This window comes from Cellulomonas dongxiuzhuiae, from assembly GCF_018623035.1.
Lineage (GTDB): Bacteria > Actinomycetota > Actinomycetes > Actinomycetales > Cellulomonadaceae > Cellulomonas > Cellulomonas dongxiuzhuiae.
Genome location: NZ_CP076023.1, coordinates 3,287,862 through 3,299,913, shown reverse-complemented (window position 1 = coordinate 3,299,913; position 12,052 = coordinate 3,287,862). Strand labels below are relative to the sequence as shown.

Sequence of the window (12,052 nt, the reverse complement as noted above, 5' to 3'; positions counted from 1 at the left end):
CTCAGCGCGCCGGTGCCGCCTCGGCGAGGTTGCGGCGGCGCGGCGCGGGGCCGTCGGTGCTCGCGGTCGCCAGCAGGTCCTCGACGGCGACCATGTGCATGGCCATGCGCAGCCGCGCGCGGTCCGGGTCGCGTGCCGTGACGGCGGCCAGGATCGCGTCGTGCTCCTCCAGGGTCCGGTCGCCGGCGAGCTCGTGCATCTCGTCCCAGACGCGCCGCCGCGGGCCCTCGCCGGCGAGCGCGTCGAGCAGGGCCGCGAGCACCGCGTTGCCGGACGCCTCCGCGACGGTGCGGTGGAACGCGAGGTCGGCGGCGGCGAGGCGGGCGGGCTCCGGGCGGGGTTCGACGAGCGCGCGGGCCATGTCGTCGAGCGCGGTGCGGGCCCGGGCGACGTGGGCGGCGGTCAGGTGCAGGGCGGCGAGGCCCGCGGCCTCGGTCTCGAGCATCGCGCGCACCGCGTGCAGGGGGGCGTGGTCGCCCGGCAGGTCGGCGAGGAACCCGACGGGTGCGAGCAGCGTCGCGGGGTCGAGGGCGGTGACGTAGGTGCCGTCGCCGTGGCGGGCCTCGAGGATGCCGAGGACGACCAGCGCGCGCACGCCCTCGCGCAGCGACCCGCGCGACACGCCGAGCTCGGACGCGAGCTCCTTCTCCGCCGGCAGCCGGTCGCCCGGGCGCAGCCCACCGTCGAGGATGAGGCGCTGGACGTCCTCGACGACGTCCTGGGTGCGTGACACGAGCTCGTCTCCGTCGTCGTCCGCCGCGGCGGTCGGGGTGGTGCGGGGTGTCAGCGTTCGGGGACGAGCGGCGGGATGCCGTAGGTCTCGACCGCGGTGCGGCCCATGACGCGCGCGACGGCGGCCTCGTCGAGGTCGGCCAGGGTCGCGCGCAGGCCGCCCCACACCTCGTCCCAGGAGCCGTGCGCGTCGAGCGCGGTGGGCCAGTCGCTGCCGGCCATGAGGCGCTCGGGCCCGAACACGGCCAGGGCGTGGTCGACGGCCGGGCGCACGTCGTCCACGGTCCAGCCGGGGCCGGCGGCCCGACCGAGGCCGGCGAGCTTGGCGACGACGTTGGGCGCCTCGGCGGCGATCTCCAGCGCGGTGGTCCAGCGCTGCCACGTCGCGGAGTCGCCGGCGCGCAGCGCGGGGAGCGGCGGCGACCCCAGGTGGTCGACGACGACCGTCAGCTTGGGGTGCCGGTCGGCGACGGTCGCGACGTGCCGCAGCAGCTCGGGCGTCGTGGCGGGCAGGTCGAGCACGAGCCGGCGCTCGGTGAGCAGCGTGAGGCCCTCGTCGACGCGGTCGCCCAGGAGCCACTGCGTGTCGTCCTCGCGGTCGACGTGGTGGCTGATGCCGACGATGGGCTCGACGCGCCACTGGTCGAGCTGCGCGGCCGCCTCGTCGGGGGTGTCCAGCGGCACCCACGCGACGACGCCGAGCACGTGGGGCGAGCACAGCGCCTGGAAGAGCAGGTGCTCGCTGTCCGCGCGGTTGTCGGCGGACTGGACGAGCACCACGCCGTCCACGTGGTGCTCGTCCAGGGCTCCGTCGAGGTCGCGGACTCGGTAGGTGCGATGCAGGAGGTGGGGGTCCTGCGCCATCCACGGGTAGTGGACCGACTCGGGGTCCCAGACCTGCAGATGCGCATCCACGACGTCGTAGGGCATGTCTTCGACGGTAACGGTGCTCCGATGTCTGAATCGTCCTGCCGGTCAAATCCTCATAGAACCCTCATGATGAGCCCTGTGACAGCCCGAGAGATCGGATGTCTGTTTCGTCACGATGTTGAGCGTTCACATGAAAGTCAAGGGAGCCGGGTGCCCCCTGTGACCTCGCAGGTCACGGGCAGGTAACGGTCGGAACGTCCGGGGCACGGTCGTCAGCGCCCCGCGGCGTACCCCTGCTGCCCGCGTGCGTTCGCCGCCGCCCGCAACCACCCGTCCGGCCCAACGCCAGCCGCGCTCAACCGGCCCAGCGTCCACGGCCCTGCGTCCTCGACCGCGTGACCGCGTGCCGCCAGGGCGCCGGCCACGCCCGTCCCGAGCCGCGACTCGACCGCCACCCCGCGCGGCGTGTGGGTGCGCGGCTGGAACGAGCCGTGCACGTGCGACGAGTGCCACGTCGGCGCGTCGATCGCCGCCTGCAGGTCCATGCCGCCGAGGAGGTGCCGCAGCAGGAACGGCACCGGCCACTGGTCCTGCTGGTCGCCGCCCGGGGTGCCGAACGCGAACCCGTGGCCGGACCCGAGCACCATGGCCGGGCTCAGGGTCGTCCGCGGCCGGCGCCCCGGCACCAGGCTCGCGGGCAGACCGTCCTCCACCCAGCACATCTGCGCGCGCGTGGGCAGCGCGAAGCCCAGGCCCGGCACCACGGGGCTCGACTGCAACCACCCGCCCGACGGCGTCGCGGACACCTGGTTGCCCCAGCGGTCGACGACGTCGACGTGGCACGTGTCGCCGGGGCTCAGCCCGATCCGCGACACGGTCGGCTCGCCCAGGCCCGCCGGCGCCGGGGCGACCGCCCCGGGCCCGCCCGCGTCCGCCGCGGCGCGCGCGGCCACCAGCGCCCGCGGCAGGCGCGGTGCCCTCCCGTCCGGGTCACCGGGCCGGTAGCCGTCGTCGGCGCCGGCCCCGACCAGGCGCGCCCGCCGCGCCGCGTAGGCGGTCGACAGCAGCGCGTCCAGCGGCACGTCCCCGCTGTCGCCGTACCAGGCGTCACGGTCCGCGAACGCGAGCTTCGCGACCTCGACGACGACGTGCACGAGCTCGGCCAGCGGGCCGTCGTCCTCGGCCTCGCGTCCCGGACGTGCCACGACGTCGCGGACCAGGTCCTCGACGCCGAGCGCCTCGAGCATCCGCAGCTGCTGCAGCAGCACCGGTCCCTGCCCCCACGGGCCCGTCTTGTGCACCTCGACGCCCGCGAACGGCACCGCGACCGTCGGTTCCTCGGTCGCGTGCCACGCCGCGAGGTCGGCGCCGCGCAGGAACCCCGTGTGCGCGCGGCCGGTGGCATCGAGCACGGGCGTGCCCGCGACGAACGCGTCGACCGCCTCGGCGACGAAGCCCTCGTAGAAGGCGCGGCGCGCGCCCTCGATCTGCGCCTCGCGGTCGGGCCCCGCCGCGGCCGCCTCCGCGAGCAGCCGCTCGAACGTGCGCGCGAGGTCCGGGTTGCGGAACCGGTCGCCCGCCGTGGGGGCGGCGCCGCCGGGCAGGTACACCTGCGCGCTCGTCGGCCAGTGCGCGCGGAACATGTCCGCGACGGTCGCGACCGTGCGGGCGCCGGCCGCGACCAGCGGGTACCCGTCGCGCGCGTAGCCGATCGCGGGCCCGAGCACGTCGGCCAGCGGCAGCGTGCCGTACCGCGCCAGCAGGTCGAGCCACGCACCGAACGCGCCCGGCACGACGGCCGCCAGGTGGCCGGTCCCCGGGACCTCCTCGACGCCCAGGGCGCGGTACGCGTCGGTCGTCGCCAGCGCGGGCACCACGCCCTGCCCGCACACGACGAACGTGTGCCCGTCCGCGGCGCGGTGCCCCAGGAGCGGTGCGTCACCGCCCGGGCCGTTGAGGTGCGGCTCGACGACCGACAGCGTGAACCCCGCGGCCGCGGCCGCGTCGAACGCGTTGCCGCCGGCCTCGAGCGTGCGCATGCCGACCGCGCTGGCCAGCCAGTGCGTCGAGGCGACCATGCCGAACGTCCCGGTGAGCACCGGGCGGGTCGTGAACATGCCTCGATGCTCCCAGCGCGCGGGCCCTGCGTCGCCTCGGGACCGCCCCGGCGCGTCACACCCCGCCGGGGAACCCGAGCACGCGCCACGCCTCGTACGCCGCGACGGCGGCCGCGTTCGACAGGTTCATCGAGCGGCGGCCCGGCAGCATCGGGATGCGCAGCTGGTCCGCGATGCGCGGGTGCGCCAGGACGTGCGGCGGCAGGCCGGTCGGCTCGGGGCCGAACAGCAGGACGTCGTCGTCGCGCCAGTCGACGTCGGTGTAGCGGCGCGTGGCGTGCGTCGTGAACGCCCACACCCGGGACGTCGGCACGGCGGCCAGCAGGTCGTCGAGCCCGGGGTGCACGACGACGTGCGCGAGGTCGTGGTAGTCCAGGCCGGCGCGCCGCAGGCGGGCCTCCGTCAGCTCGAACCCCAGCGGCTCGACGAGGTGCAGGGTCGCGCCCGTGCCCGCGCACAGGCGGATGGCGCTGCCGGTGTTGCCGGGGATGCGGGGCTCGAAGAAGGCGACGTGCACCGGACGATCCTGCCACCGTGGTTGGGTGTGGTCGTGGCGGACGACGTGGAACGGGTGGGTGCCGACAGGGGCGACGAGGCCGTCGAGGTCCCGCTGCTGCTGCGGCTGGACGAGCCGGCGCGCACGTGGACGGACGCGTTCCCCGTCGGCAACGGGCGGATCGGCGCGATGGTGCACGGCGGCACGGGGGACGAGCTGCTGCAGGTCAACGACGACACGTGCTGGTCGGGTGCGCCGCACGACGGTCCCGTCGAGCCCGTGGGGCCGCTGGGCCGCGACGGTGCGCCGGGTGTCGTGCGCCGCGCCCGGCGGCTGCTCGCGGACGGCGACCCACTGGGTGCGCAGGCCGAGCTCGCGCGCCTGCAGAGCGGCTGGGTGCAGGCGTACCAGCCGCTGGTCGACGTGGTCCTCGCGCACGGCGCGGCTGCGGGTGACGCGGGGTACCGCCGCACCCTGGACCTGGCCCGGGGCGTGGTGACGACGACCTGGACGTCCGCCACCGGCGTCCCGTGGCGGCAGGACGTGCTGGTCAGCCACCCCGACCGGGCGCTGCTGCTCGAGCGGTCCACCGCCGGCGCCGCGTCCGACGCGGGCGAGGCGTGGGTGCGGCTCGCGTCGCGGCACCCGTGGGCGGACGCGCCGGCGCCGGTCGACGCGCCGGACGGGGACCCGCGGGCCGCCGTCGTTGTCGCGACGCTCGACATGCCGTCGCACGTGCTGCCCGACTGGGTCCCCGGCCCCGACCCGGTGCGGTACGGCGGCCGGTCCGTGCACGCGGCCGTCGCGCTCGCGGTGCTGGCCGGCGACGCCGCCTCCGTCGAGGTCGTCGACGGTGCGGTCCGTGTCCGCGGGACCGGTCGCCTGCGCGTCGTCCTGACGACCGCCACCGACCACGACGTCGCGACGGGCACGCTGCACGGCGACCGGGCCCGCGTCGCCGCGGACGCGCTCGCCGGGCTGCGGCACGCGCTCGCGGACGTCGACGGCATCGCCGCGCGCCACGTCGCCGACCACGCCGCACTGATGGGCCGCGTGTCCCTCGACCTGGACGCCGCGGTCCCGGACCTGCCGCTCGACGCGCGCCTGGTCCGGCACGCGCACGGCGAGCCGGACCCGCACCTCGCGGTGCTCGCCTTCCAGCACGGGCGCTACCTGACGGTGGCGGGGTCGCGCCCGGGCACCCTGCCGCTCAACCTGCAGGGCATCTGGAACGCGAGCGTGCGACCGCCGTGGAGCTCGAACTACACGATCAACATCAACACCGAGATGAACTACTGGCCGACCCTCGTCGGTGACCTCGCCGAGTGCCACGAGCCGCTGCTGGCCTGGCTCGACCGGCTCGCCGTAGCGGGGGCGGCCACCGCGCGGACGCTCTACGGCGTGCGCGGCTGGGTCGCCCACCACAACAGCGACCCGTGGTGCTTCACGGGCCCGACGGGCCGCGGCCACGACTCCGCGAGCTGGTCGAGCTGGCCGCTCGGCGGCGCGTGGCTGGCCCGGCACGTCGTCGACCACCACGACTGGACGGGCGACGACGACGCGCTGCGGCGGCACTGGCCCGTCGTGCGGGGCGCCGCGCTCGCGGTGCTCGACCTGCTCGTCGAGCTGCCCGACGGCACCCTGGGCACGTCGCCCGCCACGAGCCCGGAGAACCACTACCTGCTGCCCGACGGCCGTGCCGCGGCGGTGTCGGTGTCGACGACGTCCGACCTCGCGATCGTCCGTGACCTGCTGGAGCAGGTCCGCCGGCTCGCCCACGTGGCCGGCGACCACGACGAGAGCCTGCGCGCGGCCGTCGACGGCGCGCTCGAGCGGCTGCCGACCGAGCGCGTCGCCCCCGACGGCCGCCTCGCGGAGTGGCGCACCGACGTGCCCGACGCCGAGCCCGAGCACCGTCACCAGTCGCACCTGTACCGGGTGTTCCCCGGGACGTCGATCGACCCGGACTCCGCGCCGGCGCTCGCCGCCGCCGCCCTGCGGACCCTGGACGCGCGCGGACCGGACTCGACGGGCTGGTCGCTCGCGTGGCGGCTCGCGCTGCGTGCGCGCCTGCGGGACCCCGACGGGGTCGCGGCGCTGGTCACGGCCTTCCTGCACCCCGTCGACGCGGACCCGTCCGGCGGTGACGGGTCCGCCCGCGGGGGCGTCTACCGCTCGCTGCTGTGCGCGCACCCGCCGTTCCAGATCGACGGCAACCTGGGGTTCACGGCGGGTGTCGCCGAGGCGCTCGTGCAGGCCCACCGGCGCGGCCCCGACGGGGTGCGCGAGGTCCACCTGCTGCCGGCGCTGCCCGCCGCGTGGCCCGCCGGGCGGGTCCGGGGTCTGCGGCTGCGCGGCGCCCTGCGCCTGACGGAGCTGACATGGCGCGACGGGCGCGTCGAGCGCGCGGTCCTCGAGGCGGACCGACCCGCCGTCGTCGACGTGCGCGCGCACGGCTCCGCCGAGCGCCGCCAGGTCGTGCTGCAGCCGGGACGTCCCGCCGTCGTGGTGGCACCGGCCTGACCGCCGCGCCGCCACGTGCCGACGCCCGCGGCGACCGGGCTCGTGACGACGCCCGGCGTGGGGAGATCTAGACGGTCCCCGCCGGTGCCGGCGCCGTCGACTCGCGCACCACGAGCTCGGTCGCGAGGTCGATCCGCAGGTTCGCGGGCTGCTGCCCCGCCGCCAGGCTGAGCACCATCTCGGTCGCGGTGCCGGCCATCTCGCGCAGCGGCTGGCGCACGGTCGTGAGCGACGGGCCGAGCCACTGGGCGAGCGGGATGTCGTCGTACCCGACGACGGAGACGTCCTCGGGGATCGACAGTCCGAGCTCGCGCACGGCGCGCATGACGCCGAGGCTCTGGTAGTCCGAGCCGGCGAAGATCGCGGTCGGGCGGTCGGGGCGGGACAACAGCTCGAGACCGTGGTTGTACCCGCCGTCGACGTGGAAGTCGCCCCAGCGCACGAACGACGGGTCGGCACGGATGCCCGCCTCGTCGAGCGCGCTGCGGTAGCCGTCGACGCGCGCGCGGGAGCACAGCACGTCGGACGGCCCGGCGATGACGGCGATGCGCCGGTGACCGAGCGACAGCAGGTGCCGCGTGGCGATCAGGCCGCCGTTCCAGTTGTTCGAGCCCACGGTCGGGACGCCGGCGGGCGGCTCGCCCCAGGTGTCGACGACGACGAACGGGATGGAGCGGGACTCGAGCTGGTGGCGCTGCGTCGCGTCGAGGCTCGAGAGCACCAGCAGCACGCCCAGGGGGCGCCGCGCGAGGATGTCGTCGATGAGCTCCTGCTGCGGCCGGTGGGAACCGCCCAGCTCGGAGAGCACCACGCCGACGCGGTGCGCGGCCGCGGCGTCCTCGACGCCCTTGATGACCTCCTGCGCCCACGCGTTGTCGATGTGGTGGAACACCAGGTCGATGAGGTTCGGGTCGCCCGAGCCGCGCCCGCGGCGGCGGCGGTAGCTGTGCTCCTCGAGGATCGCCTCGACGCGCGCGCGGGTGCCCGCGGCCACGTCGGCGCGGCCGTTGAGGACCTTCGACACGGTCGGGACGGAGACGCCGGCGAGCGCGGCGATCTCGGCGATCGTGACCGTTCGGGTGGTGCCGCTGGACGTGGCCACGAAGGTCTCCTCTGACCAGGGGCCCGCGACGCACCCGGCCGGGGCCGAGGACGCGCCCGGGACGGGCTCGCAAGTTTCGGGACTGACCGTAGCACCGGTCCGGGTGACGTCGCGCCCCCGTCAGGCATACGTCCGGATGGTCCCCCCGTCTGCCACCGGTCTCGTTTCGGTCACGCGGGTTGACGCCATCGCAAACGTTTGCCTAACGTGTCGGCCATCACCTTGACGGGACGGCCCGTCGAGACGTTTCGGCCACGAGGGCGTGGAGATCGATGCAGGCGCAGCAGCAGCACGTGCACCCGGCGAAGCCCGGTCCGTCGCCGCGCGGCCACGGCCGCCACCACCTGAGCACCCGTTCCGGTGCTCCTCACAACGGAAGGGTGGTGAACGCATGTCCACGGACGGTGTGACCGTCGGCGGGGGCGCCGCGCAGGCAGCCCTCGCGCACGACCCGGCCCCGGCCGTCGCCGCACGCGGTGCGGACGGGCCGCGCACGCCCCAGGACCGCGCGGCGCGCAAGCGGCTCAGCGGGCACCGGACCTGGCGTCGCGCGCTGCGGCGCGACTGGCAGCTGTACTCGCTGCTGATCCTGCCGCTGCTGTTCTTCGCGATCTTCCGCTACGTCCCGATGTTCGGGAACGTCATCGCGTTCCGCCGGTTCCGCCCGGGCGGGTCGATCTTCGGCGAGGAGTGGGTGGGCCTGCACTACGTGCGGATGTTCATCCAGGACCCCACGTTCTGGAACGTCTTCCAGAACACGCTGGTCCTCGGCGTCCTCAGCCTGGTCATCATCTTCCCGCTGCCGATCGTGCTCGCGCTCATGCTCAACGAGCTGCGCTCGCAGCGCTTCAAGCGGATCATCCAGACGATCTCCTACCTGCCGCACTTCATGTCGATCGTCATCGTCGCGGGGCTGGTGTTCCAGCTCACCGCGATCCGCGGCACCGTGAACCAGATCATGACCGCGCTCGGCGGTGACGCGATCGGGTTCATGCAGCAGCCGGACTGGTTCCGGACGATCTACATCTCCTCGGAGATCTGGCAGACCGTCGGCTGGGGCACCATCCTCTACCTCGCCGCGCTGTCCACCATCGACCCGCAGCTCTACGAGGCCGCGCGCATCGACGGCGCCAACCGCTGGCGCCAGACGTGGCACGTCACGCTGCCGGGCATCCGCCCGACGATGGTCGTGCTGCTGATCCTCAACATCGGGTCGTTCATGGCGGTCGGGTTCGAGAAGATCCTGCTCCTGTACAACCCCCTGCTGTACCCGACGGCGGACGTCATCGCGACGTACCTGTACCGCGTCGGCATCGGGTCCAGCCAGTTCTCCTACGCGACGGCCATCGGCCTGTTCGAGGCGATCATCGGCCTGACCCTCGTCCTGTCCGCCAACGCGATCTCGCGCCGAGTGGTCGGAGCCTCCCTGTGGTGACCACCGAGAACGTCACGCACCTCGACGAGCAGCTGTCGAAGCCGACCGTCTACGCCACCCGCACCGTCAAGGACACCCGGGGCTACCGGGTCTTCTACGTCGTCAACGCGACGCTGCTGGTGATCATCGCGGGCGTCACGCTGTACCCGTTCGTCAACCTGCTGGCCCAGGCGTTCAGCTCCGAGTCGTACATCAACGCCGGCCAGGTGAACCTGTGGCCCAAGGGCTTCAACGTCACGACGTTCAGCCTGGTGATGAGCGACTCGATGTTCTGGCGCAACTACCAGAACACCGTCTACTACACGGGCGTCGCGACGCTCGTCGCGATGGTCCTCACCACGACGTTCGCCTACGCGATCTCCAAGTACCACCTCAAGGGTCGCAAGGTCTTCATCGGCATCGCCGTCTTCACCATGTTCTTCAACGGCGGCCTGATCCCGAACTACGTGCTCGTGAACGAGCTCGGGCTGCGCAACTCGGTGTGGGCCATCGCGCTGCCCAACGCCATCAGCGTGTTCAACCTGCTCGTCATGAAGTCGTTCTTCGAGAACTTCTCGACCGAGATCGAGGAAGCCGCGGAGATCGACGGGCTGAGCACCTACGGCAAGCTCTTGCGGATCGTGCTGCCGCTGAGCAAGGCCGTCATCGCCACGATGATCCTGTTCTACGCCGTCTCCTTCTGGAACTCCTGGTTCGCGGCGTTCCTCTACATGGACCACCGCGATCTGTACCCGGTCACCGTCTACCTGCGGAACCTCATCGCGGGCGCCACGAGCGTCGACGGTGCCGCGGGCTCCGCCGAGGCCACGCAGATCGCGGCCAACGTGAAGGCGGTGACGATGCTGCTCACCGTCCTGCCGATCGTCTGCCTCTACCCCTTCCTCCAGAGGTACTTCGTGTCGGGCGTGATGCTCGGCTCGGTCAAGCAGTGAGCCCCACCCCAGCCCCCGCGGTCCTCCGGACGGCGGTGCACTTCCCCGGATGCAGGACGACGACGTTCGAACCCGAAGGAGAATGATGAGGACCACGAAGAAGCGGTCCGTGGCGTACGCCGCGACCGCAGCGACCCTCGCGCTGGCCCTGGCGGCCTGCTCGGGAGGCGCGGAGGACGAGGCCGCGGAGACCCCGGAGGCCAGCGAGCTCGGCCAGGTCGGCGCGATGGCGGACTACGAGGTCGGCACGACGTTCAAGGCCACCGAGCCGGTGAGCTTCGGGCTGATGTACCGCGACCACCCGAACTACCCGCTCAAGGACGACTGGGACATCCTCACCAAGTTCAAGGAGAACCAGAACGTCGAGTTCGAGATCCAGACCGCCCCGCTGTCGGACTGGCAGCAGGCCCAGTCGATCGCGATCGGCGCCGGCAACGCGCCCGACATCATCTCGGTGACGTACCCCGGCCAGGACTCGGCGTTCGTCGCCGGCGGGGCGATCCTGCCGGTCAGCGACTACGTCGAGAACATGCCGCACTTCCTGGACAAGGTCGAGAAGTGGGACCTGCAGGCCGAGATCGACCGCACGCGGCAGGAGGACGGCAAGTACTACGTGCTGCCCGGCCTGCGTGAGTCGGTCCGCCCGACCTACACGTACGCGGTCCGCAAGGACGTGTGGGAGCAGCTCGGCCTGAGCCTCGCGCCGGAGACCTACGAGGACTTCGCCGCCGACCTGGCCAAGGTCAAGGCCGCCTACCCCGACACGTACCCGCTGTCCGACCGCTGGTCGGCCAACGGCCCGCTCGAGGCCTCCCTCAACGTCGCCGCCCCGAACTTCGGCACCGCTGCAGGCTGGGGCTACGGCGAGGGCACCTGGTGGGACGAGGACGCCGAGGAGTTCGTCTACACCGGCGCCATGGACGAGTACCGCGAGCTGCTCGAGTACTTCAACGGGCTCGTCGCGGACGGGCTCATGGACCCCGAGAGCCTCACGCAGGAGGACGACCAGGCCATCCAGAAGATGGCGAACGGCCAGGCGTTCGCGCAGCTGACGAACGACCAGGAGATCCTCAAGGTCCGCACCGCGATGACCGAGACCGGGCAGACCGGCGAGGTCGTCATGATCCGGGTCCCGGGTGGTCCGGCCGGTGACATCGTCGCCGGTGGGCGCCTCATCAGCGGCGTGATGCTCTCGTCGAAGGTGGCCGAGCAGGACGACTTCCTCGCGATGCTCCAGTTCCTCGACTGGCTGTTCTACTCCGACGAGGGCCTCGAGTTCTCCAAGTGGGGCGTCGAGGGCGAGACCTACACCAAGGACGCCGACGGCACGCGCACCCTCATGCCGGAGATCGACCAGAACGGTCTGAACCCGGGTGCGCCGAAGCTCCTCAACGTCGACTACGGCTACCACAACGGCGTGTGGATGCTCGAGCACGGCTCCTCCGACGAGCTCGACCAGTCGATGCTGCGGCCCGAGGTCGTGGAGTTCGTCCAGTCGATGTCCGACAAGGAGCTCGCGGAGGTGGCGCCGCCGGCCCCGCTGGACGAGCTCGAGCGCGAGCAGGTGTCGCTGTGGACGACGGCCCTGAAGGACCACGTCAACCAGAACACGGCCGCCTTCATCCTCGGCCAGCGCTCGTTCGACGAGTGGGACGCGTACGTGGCCGAGCTCGAGGGCAAGAGCCTCCAGCAGTACCTCGACGTCGTGAACGCCGCGCAGAAGCGGTTCGCCGAGAAGAACGGCTGATCCACCCGGCCCGGCCCCCTCGTCCCGCCCCGGCGGGCGAGGGGGCCGGGCTTCTCCCTGCGGTGGTGCAGTCCGTGCACCGTCGTGCCACCGCCCTG

General features: G+C 73.3%; 9 protein-coding genes. 4 read left to right on the top strand and 5 right to left on the bottom strand.

Annotation, left to right across the window (positions count from 1 at the left end; translation table 11 throughout):
* Position 1 precedes the first annotated feature (1 nt).
* From KKR89_RS14935 to KKR89_RS14920, 4 genes are all read right to left on the bottom strand, one after another.
* On the bottom strand, positions 2 to 733 hold the full coding sequence (locus KKR89_RS14935) for a FadR/GntR family transcriptional regulator (RefSeq protein WP_208196132.1): 732 nt from the start codon (positions 731 to 733) through the stop codon (positions 2 to 4).
* Positions 734 to 783: 50 nt separating this feature from the next.
* Positions 784 to 1,662 (bottom strand): amidohydrolase family protein, encoded by an 879-nt coding sequence (locus KKR89_RS14930; protein ID WP_208196131.1) that lies wholly within the window; start codon positions 1,660 to 1,662, stop codon positions 784 to 786.
* A 212-nt stretch (positions 1,663 to 1,874) separates the two neighbouring features.
* Complete coding sequence (locus KKR89_RS14925) at positions 1,875 to 3,719, bottom strand: gamma-glutamyltransferase family protein (protein WP_208196130.1); 1,845 nt, start codon at positions 3,717 to 3,719, stop codon at positions 1,875 to 1,877.
* Between the two features lie 55 nt (positions 3,720 to 3,774).
* Positions 3,775 to 4,236 carry a tRNA (cytidine(34)-2'-O)-methyltransferase gene (locus KKR89_RS14920; RefSeq protein ID WP_208196129.1) on the bottom strand — a complete coding sequence of 154 codons (462 nt, stop codon included), beginning with the start codon at positions 4,234 to 4,236 and terminating at the stop codon, positions 3,775 to 3,777.
* Here KKR89_RS14920 and KKR89_RS14915 point away from each other — a divergent pair.
* On the top strand, positions 4,231 to 6,738 hold the full coding sequence (locus KKR89_RS14915; protein WP_208196128.1) for a glycosyl hydrolase family 95 catalytic domain-containing protein: 2,508 nt from the start codon (positions 4,231 to 4,233) through the stop codon (positions 6,736 to 6,738). The two genes, KKR89_RS14920 and KKR89_RS14915, sit on opposite strands and share 6 nt — an antisense overlap.
* Before the next feature lie 67 nt (positions 6,739 to 6,805).
* On the opposite strand, the gene KKR89_RS14910 is transcribed toward KKR89_RS14915, so the two are convergent.
* Positions 6,806 to 7,840: a LacI family DNA-binding transcriptional regulator gene (locus KKR89_RS14910; RefSeq protein WP_208196127.1), complete on the bottom strand. Its 1,035-nt coding sequence runs from the start codon at positions 7,838 to 7,840 to the stop codon at positions 6,806 to 6,808.
* A gap of 391 nt (positions 7,841 to 8,231) precedes the next feature.
* Here KKR89_RS14910 and KKR89_RS14905 point away from each other — a divergent pair, with 391 nt between their 5' ends.
* The 3 genes from KKR89_RS14905 (at position 8,232) to KKR89_RS14895 (ending at position 11,954) form a co-directional block, all read left to right on the top strand.
* Positions 8,232 to 9,275 (top strand): ABC transporter permease, encoded by a 1,044-nt coding sequence (locus KKR89_RS14905; protein ID WP_243882632.1) that lies wholly within the window; start codon positions 8,232 to 8,234, stop codon positions 9,273 to 9,275.
* On the top strand, positions 9,269 to 10,207 hold the full coding sequence (locus KKR89_RS14900) for a carbohydrate ABC transporter permease (protein ID WP_251140909.1): 939 nt from the start codon (positions 9,269 to 9,271) through the stop codon (positions 10,205 to 10,207). Before KKR89_RS14905 ends, KKR89_RS14900 begins: the two co-directional genes overlap by 7 nt.
* 85 nt (positions 10,208 to 10,292) lie before the next feature.
* Complete coding sequence (locus KKR89_RS14895) at positions 10,293 to 11,954, top strand: ABC transporter substrate-binding protein (RefSeq protein WP_208196126.1); 1,662 nt, start codon at positions 10,293 to 10,295, stop codon at positions 11,952 to 11,954.
* Positions 11,955 to 12,052: the final 98 nt, after the last annotated feature.